A 19,926-nucleotide genomic window follows, 5' to 3' on the forward strand; every position below is an offset into this window, starting at 1 on the left:
TTCTTGCCTGTATTAATTGTAATAACCCGGTATCAATTCTGCCAGCGGCAGCAGTACATGCGCGCAGATGATCTTATAAGTATCCAGTGTGGCTTCATCACTGAAGAAGCCGTTTTCATATTCGCGGAAAATATAAGGATCTACTGTACGATCGTCTCCTTTGTCCAGGGCCTTATCCACCTTCTTCACAAACTTGCCGAAGTCCAGGTCTGCCACATCTGCAGGTTTAATATCAAAGTCAGGATAGAATGGTGTGATACGTTCAAAACCATCCCTGAATATATCCATTAATGCTGTTAATCTTCTTAATGCCTCATCCTGCTCCAGTGGCATTGCCTCAAAGGCCTCCTGCTTACTGGCTCCTGAAATGAAACACATGCCTGTCAGCACGCCTGCTGCTCTGCCTGCGAGATAACGGATATATGCCTCTATCAGGTATTTATCCTCCCGTTTCGACCACGACACCTGCACCAGTTTACCATCGAACACGCTGTGAATAGTACCTTTCAGCAAGGTCCCTTCTATGTCCAGGTTCACCTGTACGGATTGCTCCTCAGCACCATTGATACAGGTCCTGTACTTATCCCGCACGGGCTGTACTTCCGATTCAATCTGCTGCAAAGCTACATATGCCATATTCTTCAAGGGCAGTCTGCCAGTCTTCACCAGGCGGATCTTCATATTAGCGATGGCATTCGCATCCATCTGCAGCAACTCATTCTTCAGGTTCCACTTCTGCAGACTGTCCAGGTGAAAGATCTCTGTTTCATTCAGCAATACCTGCTCATCGTTATAGTAGATGCCTAATACTTTGTTATAGTATGCTTTGAAAGGATTTTTAAAGAAGCGTACCAGTTCATCCAGGTCTACCTCTTCCAGTACCAGCGGCTCCATCACCTTACCGGCCCGTGTAATGGGTCGCTCCGGCACGGTTGTATTCAGGTAACTGTACAAGCGTTCATCTCCCGTCATATACTTCCTGCTAAAGCCCTGTAAGGGTTGCCGGGTCACCAGTTGACTTCGCACCAGGTCCGGTTCATCCGTACCGGTTTCTATATAGTCCAGCAGTTCATCCACCAGTGCGGAAGGGGGCATACGGCTATTGTCTTTGGCGCTCTGTCCCACATAACTGATGTATAAGTACTGACGGGCCGACAATACTGTTTCCAGGAAAAGGTGTTTATCGTTATCCTTTACGTTACGGTCGCCCCGTTGTTTATTCTTCTCCATCAGGTTAAAACCAATGGGCTGCTCCCGACGGGGAAACTTATCGTAATCCAGTCCCAGCATAGCTACCACCCTGAAAGGAATACTACGCATGGGGATCAGCGAGCAGAAGGTGATACCGCCATTCACAAACAGGCCTGTGCGGGTAGTACCCGTCAGCGTTTGCAGGAAACTGTGACTGAACACATCAAACGTCACGGTATCACTCATATATTCATTCAGCAGGTTATAGTCTGCCAGCTGCTGCATCAGCGTGTTATAGTCTTCATCCACTTCTTCATCGGGCTCGTACACCATGTTGTGCAGCAGGTTTTCTATATACTCCACCCAGCCGCTGATACTGCGTTCCTTCTTACGCTCTTCCACAGCTGTGATCAATACCTCGGCGAAGTGACAGAAACGTATCACTTCCAGGCTATCACTGCCTTCCAGGATATCGAGCGGGAAGAAACTGTCATCACCTTTACCATATTCTTCACCACCGCTCATACAGATGCCGAACATGATCCGCCTGATACCATATTTCCAGCTCACCAGGAAGGTTTCATCTTCCTTCGCGCCATGTATGCCGAAACGGATATTTGCCTGATCTACTACGGAACGTACCAATGGCACATTATTGATTCCGAAACGTTTCCTGATATAGGATGAATCCAGCAGCTGCAACACCTCTTCCGCCTTAAAGTTCTCTTCATTCAACCGTAGGATGGCATGCAGTGCATTGAAGAGGTTATCGCTGTCTGCGTAACTTTCGTCCGCTATCGTGTAGCGGAATTTATAAGGAGCGTTATTGAAGATCGCTTTAATGTAGGGCGCATAGGCATCAATATCCCTCACCATGACTACGATATCACGGGGCGACAATGTCTCTTTTTTTCTGTCTATCAGATGCACCAGGTAGTTGTACAATACTTCCACTTCACGGGCAACGGTATAACAGTTATTGATAGTGATGGACCCATCTTCAATATCTTCGGGGAAGATGCGGTTCCTGTTCTCATTGGCATTGTTAAAAATATCATGCTGGATCTTATTCAGCAAGGTATCCGGTTCCGGTACTACTACTCCTTCGCTGTCGTAGGCATTGATAAAAGCATCATACTGGAAGAAGAGCCCGAAGGTATCCTGTACTACCCGGCCCCAGCCCATCAGCAGCGGATTACCCGCCACGTCTGACTCGAGCAGCGGACGGCCTTTTAACCGCCAGCGGGCCTGCTGTTTCTCACTCTTATCTTCAAACCAGTAAAGCTCCGGCGACGGGTTGATAATATGGAAATGAACATCAATAAAAGCAGACAGTTCATGCAGTATCTGCACGTGATATGCTGTGATGATGGAAAGGCCGAAGAGATGTACGGTACTCATACGCTCCGCCAGCAGGGCCTGTTGATCAGGATTCTTCAGCATATCGAGGATGTGTTGTCCGACGATCGTTTTATCCGGCAGCGTATTACCTGATACTTTCTTGGCTTTGCCCCAGAGGTATTGTTGCCAGTCCATCTTTGCCAGCGGATCTTCGGCCTGTTCATTCCACTCACGGATCATCTCCGGGCGATAGATCTGGTACTGGTCAAAAAGGTCAGCTGTTCTTTCAGCCAGCGCCATTCGTTTCAGGTCGCTATCCGGTTCAGTATTGTGATAATAAGTAGCCACGGCGGGATAAGTTTCGCGGAAGGCGTCTTCTCCCAGCAGTTTGTAGAGCAGCCAGGTAAGGTTCCTGCCGGAAAGCATTTCAGTATAGTGGCCATCCATCAGGAAATAGATCTGATGGATGAGGTCATTCGGTTTAAGGAAACGGCAATTGGCGGCAATACCGAGGTATTCCGCCATCTGCAGTTTCAGCCAGTTGTTCATACCCTCCGTCTGTGTAACGATGAGATGTTGTTCAAACACCCGGCTGTGAGAAGCTTTAAGTTCCTGTGCCAATCCCATGGAGAGTACCTCCAGGGAATTGGACACTTTCAGATATAGTGCCATAAGTGTTATTCAATTGTCAGGGATGGTCATCCGTAAAACGCTGACCGATACCCGAAGCTCTTTCCACGAAGCGTTCTGCTGTCAGCGTCAGCACGTCCGCTGATGCCTGCACATACACTTTCTGTTTTGCCCTGGTAACACCGGTATACAATAATTCCCGTGTCAGGATGGGCACATCCTTCGCTTTTGGCAGGATCACCATCACTTCTTTAAATTCTGATCCCTGGCTTTTATGGATGGTCATGGCAAATACGGTTTCTGCCTCCGTTAGATACCCGGGCAGAATAGCCTTCAGCTCCCCGTTACTGTCCTCAAACCATGCCATGAGCACTCCATCTTCATCCGGGCGAATAATGCCCGTATCGCCGTTAAAAAGGCCATGTTCGTAATAGTTACGCGTCAGGATAATGGGACGGTTCTCATAAAAGTCTGCATTTACACGGATCAGCCTTTTATCATGCAGGATCTTTTCAATAGCCCTGTTGATAGCGTACAGCCCTTCCTCTCCTTCCCTGATCGCACACAGCACACGAAGATCATTCAACAGTTGCAGCGCTGCACGGATATCATTCTCCACAATAAACGCGCTGTAACCTGATACAAAATCCCTGAACAATTCTTTTGAATACGTCTGATCGATGACGACCTGTTCATCGGCTCCCGGCGTCAGGAAGCTTTGTATCGCCGTCCGGTCATTAGCGATGATCGCCTTACTGAACTTACCGATCCCTTTTTCTCCGCTGAACCGGTGACTACGACGCAGTTCTACCAGGTGTTGGAAAAGCGGATGTGTGTCGCCTTCTTTCACCTGTGTAACCGGCAGTTTCCTTTGTTCATCGGCAATAAAGGAATTGATCAGTGCCAGCCTGCCGGCCGTAAAAAGGTTCAGTGCATCCTGTGCCTGACAAAGATCGCCGAACAAGCTACCTGCCTCTACGGAGGCCAGCTGATCTTTGTCGCCCAATAGTATCAGTCTTGTTCCTGCACCAATAGCGTCCAGCAGTTTGGCAAACAAGGCTACGTCGATCATCGAGCATTCATCCACGATAACGACATCGAAGTTGAGTGGATTTTCTGCATTATATGCGAAGTACGGACTATCTTTTTTGGAGCGCAGCAGCCGGTGAATAGTACTCGGTGTCAGGCTCTGGAACTGTGCGGTAATGGTCTCATCCACCGGCAGCTGTGTGTTCCGCAGGCTCTCTGCCATACGTGCCGCGGCCTTCCCCGTAGGAGCTGCGAGTGCTACTTTGAGAGACGGATCGAGATTGTAGAGTATAGCCAGGATCTTCGCCACAGTAGTGGTCTTACCGGTACCCGGGCCGCCGGTGATGATCGTGAAATTGTTCAGCACTCCTGTTACGGCAGCACTGAGTTGCCAGTCTGCCGGATCGCCGCCGTCTGCTTTGAATGCCGGCCCTGCGGCAAACAGCCTGCTAATGAATGCGCGGTTTGCTTCCAGCATGTCCAGTCTTTCCTGCAGCACTGTCTTTTCCGTGGCGAGGAACTGGTGGATGCGGCGCAGGAAGATCGTTTCATACCGGAAGTACCTTTGCAGGTACAGCCGTTCCTGGTACAGCACAAATGGCTGCGTATCACTGCCATTCTTTGCTATCAGCGGTATGTGTTGTAACTGCTTACTACCCACCGGCAGATTGTCGCAGAATGCGGGCAGTTCTCCGTTATTTTCAATACGTTTACCCAGGTGCAGGCAGATATGGCCTTCACTCAGCTTTCTTGAAAGCAGGTAGGCGTACGGCTTTAGCGCCGGTATCTGGAAGTATTCTGCAAATTGCTGGTGGACGTCGTTGATTGTATGCATATCTCGTTTCGTTGCCTGTCGCCTCGCGGTTGGGCAATCTGTGAAATTACGATTTTTATCGTTGTTGTTTCACAGGGGGATTTTCCGGTTTCTTTGTCACGGCGGGGGGATTTCAGGGGATTGACAGAAGGGCTTGTCTGAATTATTGGCATGGCCAAAATTGGGCCACGATGACATGCTTTATCCATGCCTTTAACATGCCTTTGACATGGTTTTAGTCTTTGATGGTCGGAGGAGGTGGGATGTAAAAGTTATCCACAATTCGGGAGGAATATATGCACATGTGGTGCTTCATTTGCGTTTTTGGAGTTTCTGATTTTGGTGCTGTGTTTTGTGTGATTTGGTGTTGGGTTTTGGTGCTGTGTTTTGGTGCTGTGTTTTGGTGCTGCTGGCTTCAGGTGGGACCGCTGGCTGAGTTCTTTGAAGCTGCGTGCTATTGAGCATTTTCAAGCGGAGGAGCGGTGGGATATCTATTTAACCCCTGGTAGGACGTGTCGGCCGGCTTCAAACAACTAAGGCCAGGGTCTCCACCCGAAGCCCTCCGCCGGACTCCCAACTAGTTTTATGGGTAACGTATGCACCACAAACAGAAGTGTAGAAGAAACGGACACACTCCAAAAGTTCTCCTAATACTCTTAAAAAGATGTATTGGGCAACAAATATGATCTCCCCGGATGGCTCACATATGGCAACAATTTCGACTCTGCCTTTTGCCTCTTATAGACACGATTAATATAATACAATATAAAAACACTGTAAGAGCATGTCAAAAGCATAATAGGCATGTCAATGAGGGATGATTCCGGTAATAAAAGTATCCCTATTGACAATGAAACCCAATACCACCACAGCCCCCCGAAGGCAGCGGAAGGCTTCGGGTGGAGACCCTGGCCTTAGTTGTTTGAAGCAGGCGCTGATACGATGCACCAGTGGGTTCATAGCATTCCTAATGCCCGCCCGATTGAATATGCCCAATAGCAAGCGGCTTCAAAGAACTACAGCCAGTGGTCCCACCTGAAGCCGCAGCAGACGACAAACACAACAACCACCACAGAAACTCCATAAGCCTTAGAACACTGAAGCAAAGCTGGTACGTCTGACACGGCGGATGAACAGCATTCCCGAAACTGCATATGCCAGGGAAGACTTGCAGCAGACAACGCGTCAATATCGGCGGAAATGGCAAAAAGAAAGGCCCCCAGAATATGGAGGCCTTAAAAAATTAAGCAGACAATATCTTATCCGGCGTTATGGGAAGCTCCCGGATACGCTTACCGGTAGCGTGATAGACAGCATTTGCGACTGCAGCAGAGAAGCCGATCAGAGCGATTTCACCCATACCTTTCGAACCCATCGGATTAGTGACCGGATCAGGCTTGTCTATGAAGATCGTCTCAATGTGCGGTACGTCGGCACTTACAGGCACATGATAATCTGCCAGGTTGTTGTTCACAAAACGTCCGAAGCGGTGGTCGATGATACCTTCTTCTGTGAGCGCCATACCGATACCGCCGGTTACACCGCCGATCATCTGACTGGCTGCAGTTTTGGGACTTACAATTCTGCCGGAATCAGCGACTGTTACAACTCTTTTCACTCTTACAACACCGGTAGCAGGATGTACCCGCACTTCTGCGAAGTGAATGGAAAAAGAATACAGGGAATACTTCTCCAGCTCCGCACCACCCTTGGATGATTTTGTTACTTCGAAGAAAGTCTTGTTCTGTTTCGACAGTACCTGCTGCAAACTGTCTGACTTACCGGCAGCCGGCTTCACAGTGCCATTATCGAATGCCAGTCCTGCTTCTGTCAGTATACCTTTCAGGGCAGTACACACATCGAATACGGCTGATCCTACAGAAGATACGGTAGAAGAACCACCCTGGCTGCCGGAGGGTGGGAAGGCGGCATTACCGAGTTCAAAGCGGATGTTTTCTATAGGCAGACCAGTTACCTCGTGGGCGATCTGCACCATGGCAGTACTGGTGCCGGGACCAATGTCACTGGTAGCACTCTGTAGTAGTAAAGTGCCATCGGCATTCAATTGTGCACGACAGGTAGACTCACCACGATGAGCGCCGAATACACCGGTACTCATGCCATAACCTACCAGCCATTCGCCGTCCTTCATGGATGCAGGGGTGGGATTACGTTTGGCCCAGCCAATCTTTTCGCTGCCCAGCTGGTAGGCTTCTTTCAGGTTGTTGCTGGAAAAGGGTTTGTTCTTTTCCGGGTCAGTTTCTGCAAAGTTCTTCAGCCTGAACTGCAGGGGGTCCATCTTCACTTTATATGCCATTTCATCAATAGCCGATTCCAGTGCAAATGCGCCGGTAGCTTCCCCGGGACCACGCATCCAGATAGGTACGCCTCTGTCAAGTGGAACAATGCGGTATTTAGTAGTTACGTTCGGGCAGGCATACATGAAACGGGTCATGGCAACGGTACCCTCGGTAAAGTCGTCGTAGTTGGCAGTTTCGGCGGTAGCTTCATGGTAAATACCTGTCAGCTGACCATCCTGGGTGGCGCCCATGCTGATATTCTGAATGGTGTAAGGACGATAACCTACAAGCGTGAACATCTGATCGCGGGTCAGCACCAGTTTCACCGGCTTTTTCAGTGCACGGGCAGCGGCGGCTACTACTACTTCCTGAGGCCAGGTGCGTAAGCCCATACCAAACCCTCCGCCTACAAATTCGGAGTGTACCTGTATATTCTTCTCGTCGATCTTAAATGCACCGGCAAGCGTGCGCTGGGTGGATTTTACACCCTGCGTTTTGGCATATACGGTGAGTTTATCATCTCCTTCCCAGAAGGCGAGGATACCTGCCAGCTCCATAGGATTGTGTACTTCAATGGGAACGGTATAATCTGCCTTCAACACTACGGGAGCAGTATTGTGTGCGTTGGTATCACTACCGCGGGTATAGTCGCCCAAACGGGGAGGCATCGCTGCTTTGTCCTTGTTCTTCAGCAGGTCAGTATGATGTTCGGCTTTGTTGTAGGTGGCTGTTACCAGGGAAGCGGCATGCTGCGCGCGTTCCAGGGTATCAGCAATGACCACAGCAACAGGCTGACCATTGAAGAGTATTTTATTACTGCCTAACATGCGGTATCGCTCTCCGCCGGAAGAAAGTTTACTGTTGTTGCCCTGATCTGCCCAGCCAGGGATGGCGGGCATGTTCAGGTGAGTGTATACTGCCAGTACACCGGGTGCGCGTTCGGCGGCTTTGGTATTGATGCTTGTAATGGTACCACGTGTAACAGGGCTGGTCACCATTACACAGAAAGTAACTCCCGGCACTTCAAATTCTGCAAAGTATTTCGCCTTACCAGTCACTTTGGCCCTGCCATCTACCCGGTTGATCGGCTCACTTTTTTTATCGATTCCCATATGGTGGGTTTTAAACGTTTAGAAGATGTTATGCCTGCGCGGCAGCTGTTTTAAGCGCTTCCACTATGGTGTTGGGCGCTAGGGTGAGTTTGAATTCATTACCTCCCTGCGACTTCGCATTGGTCATGGCCATACTGGCCGCCTTGCGGAAGTTCTCTTCTGTGGCAGGCTTTCCTTTCAGCCAGGCCTCTGCTTCCTTCAAACGCCAGGGTTTATGCGCTACACCTCCCATGGCGAGTCGTACGTCGGCAATGTTGCCACCCTTGATCTGCATAGCAGCACCTACTGACACGAGTGCAAATGTATAGGACGCACGATCGCGTACTTTCAGGTAATGCGTATGTTCCGCTAACTGGTTGAAAGGAATATCTACAGCAATGATCAGCTCTCCCCGCTGGAGATTGTTGTCCTGTTCAGGCGTATCGCCCGGCAGACGGTGAAAATCTCCAAAGGGGATCTTCCGTTCTCCTTTAGGCCCCGCCACGGTAATGACTGCATCCAGGGCAGTGAGTGCAATGCACATGTCGCTGGGATGTACGGCAATGCATTTGTCGCTGGCGCCAAAAATGGCGTGCATCCTGTTAAAACCTCCTATGGCGCCACAGCCGGAACCGGGGCTACGCTTATTACAGGGCAATGCGCTGTCGTAGAAGTAATGACAACGGGTACGCTGCATCATGTTACCACCTACAGTGGCCATGTTCCTCAGCTGTGGAGAAGCGCCTGCTTTCAGGGCCTGCGATAAGAGCGGGAAGTGTTTGACGACAAGCGGATTTTCTGCCACAGCAGTATTTTTTGCCAGCGCACCTATACGGAGACCGGTTTTAGTTTCTTCGATTGTTGCCAGGGGAACACTGTTAATGTCTACTAACCTTTCCGGGCTTGTTACACCACTCTTCATCAGGTCTACAAGGTTGGTACCGCCAGCCAGGAACATAGCGGTTTTCTCTTTTGCCATCGCCGCAATGGCAGATTCTTTGGAGGTGACCCTCACATAACTGAACTGGTTCATACTTTTTTCCCTCCCTGTTTTACGTCCATGATAGCATCTACGATATTGGAATAGGCGCCGCAACGGCAGATATTGCCACTCATGTATTCACGTACTTCGTCCGGTGTATTGGCATGCCCTTCCCGGATGCAGCATACGGCAGACATGATCTGTCCGGGTGTACAGTATCCACACTGGAAACCGTCATGCTCCAGGAAAGCTTCCTGCATAGGATGCAGGTTGTCGCCATCTGCCAGTCCTTCGATGGTGGTCACGTTCCGGCCTTCCGTTGTCAGGGCGAGGGTCAGGCAGGAGTTCACCCGCTGGCCGTCCACATGTACGGTGCAGGCGCCACATTGTCCGTGGTCGCATCCCTTTTTCGTTCCGGTCAGGTGCAGACGTTCCCGCAGCAGGTCCAGTAAGGTAACACGTGGTTCTATCCTGACGCTTTGTTTCACCCCGTTGATGGTGACATTCAGCGGCATTGTTTCAATAGCCGATGCGATCTGTTCATCAATGCCCTTCTCAGCGGCTTTGATCACAGTGTCGGGCGTTAGGGCCAGCGCGGTGATCAGGGAGGATTTCTTCAGGAAAGAGCGCCGGGATGTACCGGTATGCTCCCCGTTTTTGAGTTGGTCATCCATAGTTTGCTTCAGTTTCAGTTTGACAGTATTGTGCGGTTTATCGTTTGTTGTGTAAAGCCTCCGGCAATTTCAGGTTTTCTGTTTACTTCATCGCTTCCTTATTGCCTTGAATGGCGTATTTCAACTTAATGAATTTAGTCAATAACGTGCGTCATGAAATGACGAATGGCAGGTGGCTACGCCGCAAGATATCGATAAAACCATCATCCCGGCACATAAGCCTTTACCAGCACGTCATACGATACAGCGTCGTTATATACACTGCCACACAACGAAATGGATGTATGTAGCAGTGCAGACATTGCCAGGGATGCCACCAAAACTATACCGGAGGGCTATGCCGGCCGTGCTATTTTCCGGGATAGTCCTGTTTTGGTCCTCTCCTCCTGCATCTTCAAAATTGGGCTTGTAGCATTTTTTTACTAGACTTGCCGGTACAATGAAGATATCTCATTACATATTTCTGGGATTTGTGTCCGTCCTGGTGCTGTTTTCCATCACGACTTTCGTCAACTTCAGCCTGTCGAATGCGGTAATGGAGAACAATGATTACTTTACCAGGTCCACCAACCTGGTGCGTAACAGCAGCAGGTTTCAACGGAATCTGCTGACAATGGTGAATGGGCTTAGGGGCTACCTGCTAACGGGCGAGAAGTCGTTCGTGGAGTCGTATGATACTGCCAATATTGAAAACGAGCAGCTCTTAAAAGAAATGGCGGGACTCATTACCGATTCTGCCCAGAGCAGGATGCTTACCCACATCAGGGAGCTGAATGACCAATGGACGGAAGAATATACAGACCCATTGAAACAGGCCAAAATGTCCGCCGCCATCAGCCGTCAGCACCTGGATACCTTTAACAGGGTATATAAGGAGAAGTTTGCCTCCGGTCACGAAAGAAGCATCCAGACGGCCCTGCAGGAACAGTTTAAAGCATTTTCCGCCTCAGAATACGCCATGCGCGAGATCCGGAAACAGGAGCTGGCAGCCTCTGTGACGCGCACGAACAGATTGTCCTTACTGCTGACTTCCACATCCATCGTGCTAGGATTATTCATTATCATCTTTGTTACTTTAAAGATATCCAGGCGTATCAGGGTAATGACAGATATGGCCAACGATATTGCCGGCGGGCGTTATGATGTCACCATTCAAGACATTGGTAAAGATGAACTGAGCTCCCTCGGGAATGCCCTCAACCATATGTCGCAAGAACTGTCCAGGAATATTACCCTGTTAAAACGCTCCAATGAGGAACTGGACCAGTTCGCCCAGATCGTGTCCCACGACCTGAAAGGCCCGCTGAGAGGCATTAGTAACGTTGTGTCCTGGATTGAAGAAGATCATCAACAGGAGCTGACACCAAAGGTGAATGAATATATGGGCATCATCAAAGGGCGTGTTCACAGGGCTGAAAACCTGATTGAAGGGCTGCTTTCCTATGCCAAAGCAGACAAACAGGACATTGAAAAGGAAGAGGTGCAACTTAATGCCCTCGTGAAAGAAGTGGTGGAAAATTTGCCTGATACCGCCAATGCACAGGTACAGATCAGCAATCTGCCTGTGGTTCACGCCGAGAAACTATGGCTCTTTCAGATCTTTTCCAACCTGATCAGTAACGCCATCAAACACAATGACAAGCCGGCTCCCAGCGTTAAAGTATATTATAAAGAATGGCCCGATTATTATGAATTTTTCATTGAAGACAATGGAAATGGTATTGCAAAGCACTACCAACAAAGGATTTTTATTATTTTTCAGACTTTAAAAGACAGAGACAGCTTCGAAAGTACGGGCGTGGGACTGGCAATAGTCAAGAAAATCATCGACATGAAGAAGCAACAGATCAATGTAAATTCATCGCCAGGGAAAGGTTCTGTCTTTTCGTTCACCTGGTCAAAAGAGTAACAATGCAACCGATCAATATTTTATTGGTAGAAGACGATACGCTGGATGTGATAGACATTAAACGTTCACTAGATAAATTGAATATCTTTTACAAACTGACCAATGCAAAAAATGGTGAGGAAGCAATTATGCTATTGGATGAACAGATCAGTTCAGGCAGCGGCCCATTGCCGGATGTAATGCTGATCGACATCAACATGCCTAAGGTGAACGGGTTTGAAGTACTGGAATATATGCGCGGGCGCCAGGAATTTAAGCAGATCAAGCGTTTTATACTGACCACTTCCGGCGACCGTGATGACAAAACCATGGCGGAAAGACTGGGCGTATCAGGCTACATCATCAAACCGTTAAAACTAAACAGTCCCAGTGCTATGGACGCATTTAACCTGATGATAGACCTGCTGAACTTCAAGAAGAATTAACAGCGATACTGCATACTACTTTCTTTCTCCTGCGTACACATAGTTCTCCCCTTTTGTCTCTGCCGCAGAGGCCCTTCGTTTCTTAATGGCCGGCACTAGTTTCTGTTGTCCTGTCAGGATCTCCTGCGGAATATACAGATGGCTTTTAGCCCTTGTAATGGCTACATAAAGGAGATTGATCTCTTCTGATAATTTCGAAATATTAACCCTGTCGATATTCTCTGCCTGTTTCACGACCTTGTCGTGGGTAATGAAGTCGTTTGTCAGCGTCACCTCGTCATATTCCATTCCTTTGCAACGATGTACGGTAGAAAAGATCATATCGGCCTTCTCTTTATCATCGTGCTCCAGGTGACAATCTTTCAGCTTTTTGATATACCCGGGGATCTTTGTTCCATATTTCTTCACCATGTCTACCAACATCCCCATTTGCGCCTCTCCGGTGGTTTTAATATACTCTTCCAGGTCGTCCATGCTATCCATGCTGGCAATAGTTTTATCCCTGATACGTCCTACGTCCCCTGTATAAAGATTCAGGATATCATATACAGAAGCGCCTTCATTGGCATAAGTATAATTCTCCAGTCGGCCCTCAAAATAGATGGTCCTGATCTCTTTCTTTTCGATCAGCAGTTCAATTGCCTTGACCAGTAAACCCGCATTCGTTCTTGCTACTACCGCGCGGGTATGGTTCTTATGAGATTTCCCAAAGCCGATGATCTTCACCGTCAGGGGAGCGCTGTACAGCTTTTTCCACTGTATGACATAAGACGCCAGATCAGCAATGTCCTGGTCGAAACGGAAGCTGGTACTGAGCGTAAATAAAGGGTAGTTCAGTTTATCGAGGGAGTTCACTGCATGCCTCCAGCCATAGATCTGCTGATGACTGTCTCCTACCAGTACCTTGGTACCCTGTTGCGAACGGAACACGTCCAGCATCGCGCCGGAAGCATCCTGTCCTTCATCAAAAAGGATGATGTCATAGTCCAGGACAGGACGGGCCAGCTGGAACTTCTTCAGGTAGAAATCGTGTGTGATGGGAATCTCCCCCTTGTTCATTTTATCAAGGAACAGGCGGGTCTGGTACTGGATGTCCTTTTTGTATTTAGTGGCGAATTCGATGGCTTCCTTATCTGTCAATATATCTTCATAGTCGAGTTCCTGCACGCGGGCAGGCGCACTGTTGCAGAAATAGGCAAGATAGGCGTTGATATGTGTAGCGAGGATCGATTCTGTATGTTTCCCTTTAAGGCCCCGCAGGTTGAGGATCTCTACGATCTCATTGATCTTGTATCCTTCACTTTTGAGGGTATATTTTGAGCCTCTTACGATGTAATAGAACGCCAGTGAGTGGGCTGTTTCCACCCTCACGTGAGAGAGCTTCATCGCTGCAAATTTCCTCTCTGCTTCCAGCTTGACGGTTTTGTTGAAGGCGAGGTATAGAATGCGTTTATCAGGCCTTGCCTTTGCGTATTCGGCCAATGTGGTGGTTTTACCGGCGCCGGCTACGGCGATGATCCTGATATCTCCTTTACTTTTGATGATGGCGGCCTGCTCCTGGGTCAATTTCATGGCGTGAATTTACGTCATCCGGGGTTATTATCAGGCATACCAGACATCATCCGGGGATAACGACAGGTGGATCTCCTCTCCTTTGCGGTGATGGCTATTGCCTGTTTTAACCGTGACTACACTGGAAGGCAATTGTACTGCTATTTCATAGATGCTTCCCATGAAATGTACTTCCGTTACTGTTCCTTTCAATGTATGTTCTTTTTTATCCGTGATCTCAAAACGTTCGGGGCGGATATACAGGCTTTTACCGTTCACATTGATACCTGGCAGGCCTTTGAAATCTTTCGCAGCTGCAGCAGGTATCAGGTTGTAACTGCCGAACAGGGCGGCAGCATATTCATTCACAGGCTGGCTGTATACCTGCTGAGGAGCTCCCTGTTGTAGTATCTGTCCGTCTTTCATGATGATGATCTCATCGGCCCAGGACAAAGTATCCACCGGGTCGTGTGATACCATCAGGCAGGTGATATCGAAGCGTTCACCTATTTCACGGATCACTTTTTTTAATGTATTCTTATGGATGGGATCGAGATTGGAGAAAGGTTCATCGAGGATGAGCAGACGGGGAGCAGTGGTGAGCAGTCGTGCCAATGCCACGCGTTGTTTTTCCCCTCCTGACAACTGATCATTCTTTCTTTTCATCAGGTGGCTGATGTGACACAGTTCATAAAGTGCGTCTGCTTCTTCGTCAGATAGATTAGTATTGGCGTAAGACAGGATCTCTTCCATCCTGTAATGGTTGCGCAATTCATAATGCTGGGAAAGATAAGCTATACCCGGTTGTCCTGGCAACAATCTTTCCAGCGGGCCTTTCACACGCACGTTCTCAAACAGCACTTGTCCACCGTCTGCCTGTGTCAGTCCGCCTATAATTTTCAATAAGGTGCTTTTACCCGACCCGGACTCTCCCACTATGGCTATCTTCTGGAATTCCTTTTGTGTGAAGCTCACACCCTTCAGCACTTCTTCATTGCCTTCCTGCTTGCGCACGCCCGATACTTCTAACAAATTCATATAAAGGTAATATCACATAAAAAGCTGCAAATTACCACTTATACAGGGAGGAAGCAAGCAATCTATACTCAGGCCGGGACTAAAAACTCCAGTTCCCGCTTCAAAATGCTGACAATGTAGCTTTTGCCCTTCCCCACTTTTATCAGTTCATCGTCGATATGGGCATGTTCGTCTTCCCAGCCTATCCGGATATTTTTGCCTTTTATAACGGGAAGATCGTAGTCTTTATGTGCAGCTGAGGAGATCCTGTCTTGTATGTATGCTGAAAAGGCTTTCCTTTTATCTTCTCCCAGCAGGATCACTTCCATTTCTCCGTCTCCTACATCTGCATCACCATTCAGGTTCAATCCGGGGCCGATAGAGCGGATGTTCATCACTTCCACCAGCAGGTATTTGCCGGAGTGGTCCACACCGTCAATTTCCAGCCGGCATTCCTGGGCAGTATAGTTATCTATGACGTCATGCAACATTTCCAGGGCCATTTTCAGCTTTTCTTCCGGCTCATCGGGTTCTTCCAGTTGTTTCATGGCTTCCATCAACACGGGGAATACGCCAAATCCGAAGCCTTCGAGGAAAAACATCTCTTCATGAAAGCCGGCTATCCTACCCACGTCAAACTTTTTGATACGATGCTGATGCCAGGAACCGATAATATCATCAGGATTTCCTACCACATCCAGCGATCGGCTGATATTGTTGGCAGTACCCATGGGCAGTAACGCAATGGGATATCTTCTATCCGCTTTACCGCCGAGGAATTCGAGTATGACCTTTCTGACAGTACCATCGCCTCCTGCAATGATCACAAAGTCTGCATCGGGCGTGAGGTCTTTGACCCATTCTTTTTTGACATTGGAATATATACAGCGGATATCATGAGCACTGATCTGTTTTACCAGCTCATTTTCGGAATGATCTTTATCGCCCGCTTTGGGGTTATGCAGTAAATGCGCTTTCATAACATATTATTTGCAAAAAGGATACCATGCCCTGATGGCATGAATTTGGAGGCCGCATAGGTATGAAAATACTAATCACCAACGATGACGGCATTTACAGTCCGGGCATAGCTGCCCTTGCAAAAGTGGCAAAGCGGTTCGGAGAGGTAAGAATAGTAGCGCCGGATGTGGAACAGTCTTCTATGGGACATGCGGTAACGCATTCCCGGCCACTTTCCTTCAAGGCTTCTCCTATCAACTTTGAAGGTATAGAGGCTTACAGGGTGAACGGCACACCGGCCGACTGCGTGGCATTAGGTACTCACCTTTACGCAAAGACAGATGTTGTGCTTTCAGGCATCAATATGGGGCCGAATCTCGGTAACGGCATGTGGCATTCAGGTACATTGGCTGCCGCCAAGCAGGCTGTACTACTGGGTATAAAAGGCATTGCACTGAGCACGCCTGTGGGTAAATCAGAACCCAATTTTCCTGCTTTTGAGAATTATGTGGAAATGGTGCTTCAATTGTTGCTCGAAAAACCCGGATTGAGCCTTTTTAACGTCAATTTTCCACCACTGCCCAAAGGCATCCGTTGGACGCGGCAATCTGTTCGTCTTTATGATGGAAAGATCGTACCGGGTACCGACCCCATGAACCGTAAGCACTACTGGTTTACCGTTACCCCGCTGGAACCGGCAGAAGAAGGTACCGACAGGTGGGCAGTGGAGAATGATTTTGTTTCCATCACCCCATTACGGCTCGACCTTACAAATGAAGCAGAACTACAGGCGGCCCTGAATAGCCAGTCCTAGATCAACCAGGTATACTTGCCCTGGCAGTCATGTTAACCGCCAGGGCATACTCTTTCCATTATGTTTGCTTCCACCCATTAACATTATAAATAATATTACTATATTTGCGCCCGCAAGCCCCCGGGGGCATGATTGTTTTTTACCGTACAACTGGATGTTACACTGAATGACTGTTTTACTGTATCCGTCAATCTGATAACAAGAAAACCTAAGATATTCGTCATAACGACGATGTTTAACCTATACCAAATAGAACCAATTCACAGATCATGAAGAAATTAGTTTTTAGCCTGTTCGCTGCCACACTGTTCCTTGCTGCTTGTAGTAAAGACGATGAGAATCCGGACCAATCTCCTGTAAGTGGCTTTACCTACAACACAGAAACTGTCAATACTCCTTATGGCTACCTGTTTGACTGGGCTACTGACGGAAGACAGATCGCATTTGCAGATAAAGACATCGCTGTTGATGGTTTTGCGGGAACTGCCAGCGCTGTTGGTATTGACCTCGACACCGTTATTTCCGGCCAGACATATACGTATAAAAACAGCGACTCTACCGGTTACGATGGCACCAAGAATTTTGAAGATGCATATGTATACTTCAAGCAGCCATTCGCCGATGGTGAATTTACAGAAGCATCCACTTACCAGGATTCCCTGATCGGTGGCTCAGTTACTGTGAAAAAGACCCAGGAAGTTTATAGCGTAGTGTATGAACTGAAGTACAAGACCATTACCGTTAAAGGTGAATACAACGGAGAAGTGAAGGTTATCAAATAACTGATAAAATTTCATTATAAGAAGACTGTTTGCCTATGGCAGACAGTCTTTTTTTTATATAGTCATCAGAAACAATTTATATATTTGCATCATTATCGGTATAGACTACAAGAAACCTACAACTAATGAAGATGTCAACTCTCAGCCTTGCGGCTGCTATACTATTTTTATACTTCTCAGGGTGCGTATATGGTGGCAATGATGGTGTAGATCCGCGTAATGGTTTTACACTGAATGATTCCCTTTTTCACACGGACTATGCCATCAGGAAAAACTGGACAGGCGGCGTTGAAGTTGCCTTTACTGACATGAAGCAGTCAGCCTCCTTTTCCGGCCAGGTGCATACTGTTCAATTCCTGCTGGAAACACTGTCAGATAAAGTCACTTATACCTATATGCCATCTGATTCGGCGGCATTTGACAGCAATAAGAATTTTGATGTGGCACTGCTCTATCAGAATGTCACTTACAAAGACGGACAGGAAGTAACCGGAACAGGAGAGATACTCAGTAAACCTACAGGGGGCAGTCTCACATTCGTACAAGGTCCGCAATACCAAACCTTCACATATGTACTTGAATTTGGTGAGCGTCGTATCAGGGGTGTTTACAAAGGAAAGGTTACCGTAATAGAATAACGACGCTAGCGTTGTTCTCATAAACGAAAATGAAAAGTAATACGGGAGTGGCTGTTCCGCATCAATACCGGAGCAGCCATACCTGTTTTACGGAGTTACTAACATGTGAGCGCAACATCATTTCAGTTGCTGTTTTATAACACTGTTATACCATAAAATACATGCAGCAGTTTAACAGGTCCACTGCATGCAGCATGAATGCAGCAGTTCTATGAAACCGTTAACTACAAAGCATTACAGCTCATCTCATTTCCTCTCTCACATCAACAATTTACAATCCTATTTAATAAAAAATAAAGGATTCGTTTAAAACAAAAAAAAGAAATTCTCATAAATACATTCTACTTTGGCATCGTGAATTTTGATAATGAAGCTAGACACATTTTCAGGTCCACCACGTCTTAAAAAAAATTGTATAACCCGGATTCCCTGCAGGAAGTTCAAGAAACATTTGTTCGTTATGTAACTCAGTCTATGTGACCCGTTATCTTACGCCATTCCACCATTTTTGATTTTCTTATGTAAAACCCAACCCCCATGTCTGTTAACATTCAGTTTACTAAAGGCAGTGGCATACGCCTTTATACTTCGCATGACGAAGAGTACATCGATGCCGTTTCAGGTACCTTTAACCTCGCTCTCGGATACAGTCATCCGGAAGTGGTAGACATTCTACAGCAGCAGGTAAAAGACCTGATACATGTTTCCTCCTCTTTTACCGGCGAACTTGCTTCCAATGTGCTGAACAGCATACTGGAACATGCTCCTGAAGGCATTACTGATGGCTGGATGCGTGACATCATTGGCTCTACGGCCAATGAAGGCGCTGTTAAAATAGCCAACAAGTTCAATGGTAAAAATGAAGTCCTCAGCCTGTCCCTCTCCCATCATGGACAAACACTTTTTACGACCAGTATTTCAGGCAACGCTTTCAGAAGAAAGTCGTTCGCCAATACCATCTCCAACAAACACGCTATTGTACCTGCGCCCTATTGCTACAGGTGCCCTTATTCTGCCAAGTATCCCAATTGCGGTTACCTGTGCACAGAAGCCATCTATGACTATGTAGAATACGGCGGCTCCGGCAACGTATCCTGCATCATCATGGAACCCATCCTGGGCAACGGCGGAAACGTTGTACCGCCGCCGGGGTATTTTGAAAGGATCAAAAAGATCTGTGATGAACTGGACATAGTTCTCATCTCAGACGAAGTACAGACCGGCATCGGCAGAACAGGTTACATGTTCGCCAGTGAGCATTTTGATATGCAACCAGATATCATCACGCTGGCAAAAGGATTAGGCGGCATAGGCATCCCTACTGCGGCTATCCTTTACAGGCCTGAATTTGCCGTGCTGGAAAAATTTGAGCACTCGTATACGTCAGGTGGCAATCTGCTCTCCCTGGCAGCTGCTCAGAAAACGATGGAGATCGTATCCCGCGAAGGATTCCTCGAAAACGTGCGCGATAACGGCGTTATACTCGGCCAGCTGCTCAACAGACTGAAAGAGCAATACGGTCACTTCATCGGCGACGTAAGAGGAATGGGATATATGTGGGGTCTGGAGATCGTTGATAAAGACGGCGCTCCGGATGTACCGCTGACCAACAGGATCATCGACAAAGCACTGGAAGAACATAAACTTATTCTGAGAGGTTCCAGATATGGCTTTGGCAATGTTGTAAAAGTAAGACCCGCTCTCACGGCCACTGTCGACGATGTACAGGAAATCTGCGACAGGCTGGACAAATTATTCAGTCAGCTTTAAAAAATTGT

At 47.8% G+C, this 19,926-nt stretch carries 14 protein-coding genes; 6 read left to right on the forward strand and 8 right to left on the reverse strand.

The features are described 5' to 3' along the window. Positions 1-12: 12 nt before the first annotated feature. From recC to L3C95_RS11445, 5 genes are all read right to left on the reverse strand, one after another. Positions 13-3,204, reverse strand: a complete 3,192-nt coding sequence (gene recC / locus L3C95_RS11425) for an exodeoxyribonuclease V subunit gamma (RefSeq protein WP_236386085.1) — start codon at positions 3,202-3,204, stop codon at positions 13-15. 16 nt (positions 3,205-3,220) lie between these two features. Beyond that, positions 3,221-5,026: an exodeoxyribonuclease V subunit alpha gene (gene recD, locus L3C95_RS11430; RefSeq protein WP_236386084.1), complete on the reverse strand. Its 1,806-nt coding sequence runs from the start codon at positions 5,024-5,026 to the stop codon at positions 3,221-3,223. 1,222 nt (positions 5,027-6,248) lie between these two features. Next, a complete protein-coding gene (locus L3C95_RS11435; protein WP_236386083.1) occupies positions 6,249-8,417 on the reverse strand; it encodes a xanthine dehydrogenase family protein molybdopterin-binding subunit in 2,169 nt (722 codons plus the stop codon). 28 nt (positions 8,418-8,445) lie between these two features. Next, a complete protein-coding gene (locus tag L3C95_RS11440; RefSeq protein WP_236386082.1) occupies positions 8,446-9,429 on the reverse strand; it encodes an FAD binding domain-containing protein in 984 nt (327 codons plus the stop codon). Next, positions 9,426-10,052 (reverse strand): (2Fe-2S)-binding protein, encoded by a 627-nt coding sequence (locus L3C95_RS11445; RefSeq protein WP_236386081.1) that lies wholly within the window; start codon positions 10,050-10,052, stop codon positions 9,426-9,428. Before L3C95_RS11445 ends, L3C95_RS11440 begins: the two co-directional genes overlap by 4 nt. A gap of 439 nt (positions 10,053-10,491) precedes the next feature. On the opposite strand from L3C95_RS11445, the gene L3C95_RS11450 reads away from it, so the two are divergent. Then, on the forward strand, positions 10,492-11,961 hold the full coding sequence (locus tag L3C95_RS11450; RefSeq protein WP_236386080.1) for a sensor histidine kinase: 1,470 nt from the start codon (positions 10,492-10,494) through the stop codon (positions 11,959-11,961). Positions 11,962-11,963: 2 nt separating this feature from the next. Continuing rightward, entirely contained in the window at positions 11,964-12,386 is a 423-nt protein-coding gene (locus L3C95_RS11455; protein ID WP_236386079.1) for a response regulator, read from the forward strand. 15 nt (positions 12,387-12,401) lie between these two features. Here L3C95_RS11455 and L3C95_RS11460 read toward each other — a convergent pair whose 3' ends face one another. The 3 genes from L3C95_RS11460 to L3C95_RS11470 all read right to left on the reverse strand — a co-directional run bounded on the left by L3C95_RS11460 (position 12,402) and on the right by L3C95_RS11470 (position 15,934). Beyond that, positions 12,402-13,958, reverse strand: a complete 1,557-nt coding sequence (locus tag L3C95_RS11460; RefSeq protein WP_236386078.1) for a UvrD-helicase domain-containing protein — start codon at positions 13,956-13,958, stop codon at positions 12,402-12,404. Between the two features lie 30 nt (positions 13,959-13,988). Continuing rightward, positions 13,989-14,975, reverse strand: coding sequence for an ABC transporter ATP-binding protein (locus L3C95_RS11465; RefSeq protein WP_236386077.1), 987 nt, complete (start codon positions 14,973-14,975; stop codon positions 13,989-13,991). 68 nt (positions 14,976-15,043) lie between these two features. Beyond that, the gene (locus L3C95_RS11470) at positions 15,044-15,934 is read right to left on the reverse strand and encodes a diacylglycerol/lipid kinase family protein (RefSeq protein ID WP_236386076.1); all 891 of its coding nucleotides are present in this window, start codon (positions 15,932-15,934) and stop codon (positions 15,044-15,046) included. 62 nt (positions 15,935-15,996) lie between these two features. On the opposite strand from L3C95_RS11470, the gene surE reads away from it, so the two are divergent. The 4 genes from surE (at position 15,997) to L3C95_RS11490 (ending at position 19,918) form a co-directional block, all read left to right on the forward strand. Then, positions 15,997-16,728, forward strand: coding sequence for a 5'/3'-nucleotidase SurE (gene surE, locus L3C95_RS11475; RefSeq protein ID WP_236386075.1), 732 nt, complete (start codon positions 15,997-15,999; stop codon positions 16,726-16,728). Positions 16,729-16,997: 269 nt separating this feature from the next. Further along, a complete protein-coding gene (locus L3C95_RS11480; protein ID WP_236386074.1) occupies positions 16,998-17,510 on the forward strand; it encodes a hypothetical protein in 513 nt (170 codons plus the stop codon). Between the two features lie 125 nt (positions 17,511-17,635). Then, positions 17,636-18,148, forward strand: coding sequence for a hypothetical protein (locus L3C95_RS11485; protein ID WP_236386073.1), 513 nt, complete (start codon positions 17,636-17,638; stop codon positions 18,146-18,148). A 537-nt stretch (positions 18,149-18,685) separates the two neighbouring features. Continuing rightward, positions 18,686-19,918 (forward strand): aspartate aminotransferase family protein, encoded by a 1,233-nt coding sequence (locus L3C95_RS11490; protein ID WP_236386072.1) that lies wholly within the window; start codon positions 18,686-18,688, stop codon positions 19,916-19,918. Positions 19,919-19,926: the final 8 nt, after the last annotated feature.

The sequence above is a fragment of the Chitinophaga filiformis genome, assembly GCF_021646545.1.
GTDB classification, from domain to species: domain Bacteria; phylum Bacteroidota; class Bacteroidia; order Chitinophagales; family Chitinophagaceae; genus Chitinophaga; species Chitinophaga filiformis_A.

Excerpts from the sequence above, each read along its gene's own strand:
- L3C95_RS11465 (WP_236386077.1), bottom strand. The coding sequence starts at position 14,975 with ATGAATTTGTTAGAAGTATCGGGCGTGCGCAAGCAGGAAGGCAATGAA.
- L3C95_RS11470 (WP_236386076.1), bottom strand. The coding sequence starts at position 15,934 with ATGAAAGCGCATTTACTGCATAACCCCAAAGCGGGCGATAAAGATCAT.
- L3C95_RS11460 (WP_236386078.1), bottom strand. The coding sequence starts at position 13,958 with ATGAAATTGACCCAGGAGCAGGCCGCCATCATCAAAAGTAAAGGAGAT.
- L3C95_RS11455 (WP_236386079.1), top strand. The coding sequence starts at position 11,964 with ATGCAACCGATCAATATTTTATTGGTAGAAGACGATACGCTGGATGTG.
- L3C95_RS11450 (WP_236386080.1), top strand. The coding sequence starts at position 10,492 with ATGAAGATATCTCATTACATATTTCTGGGATTTGTGTCCGTCCTGGTG.
- recC (WP_236386085.1), bottom strand. The coding sequence starts at position 3,204 with ATGGCACTATATCTGAAAGTGTCCAATTCCCTGGAGGTACTCTCCATG.
- L3C95_RS11445 (WP_236386081.1), bottom strand. The coding sequence starts at position 10,052 with ATGGATGACCAACTCAAAAACGGGGAGCATACCGGTACATCCCGGCGC.
- L3C95_RS11480 (WP_236386074.1), top strand. The coding sequence starts at position 16,998 with ATGAAGAAATTAGTTTTTAGCCTGTTCGCTGCCACACTGTTCCTTGCT.
- recD (WP_236386084.1), bottom strand. The coding sequence starts at position 5,026 with ATGCATACAATCAACGACGTCCACCAGCAATTTGCAGAATACTTCCAG.
- surE (WP_236386075.1), top strand. The coding sequence starts at position 15,997 with ATGAAAATACTAATCACCAACGATGACGGCATTTACAGTCCGGGCATA.
- L3C95_RS11440 (WP_236386082.1), bottom strand. The coding sequence starts at position 9,429 with ATGAACCAGTTCAGTTATGTGAGGGTCACCTCCAAAGAATCTGCCATT.
- L3C95_RS11490 (WP_236386072.1), top strand. The coding sequence starts at position 18,686 with ATGTCTGTTAACATTCAGTTTACTAAAGGCAGTGGCATACGCCTTTAT.
- L3C95_RS11485 (WP_236386073.1), top strand. The coding sequence starts at position 17,636 with ATGAAGATGTCAACTCTCAGCCTTGCGGCTGCTATACTATTTTTATAC.
- L3C95_RS11435 (WP_236386083.1), bottom strand. The coding sequence starts at position 8,417 with ATGGGAATCGATAAAAAAAGTGAGCCGATCAACCGGGTAGATGGCAGG.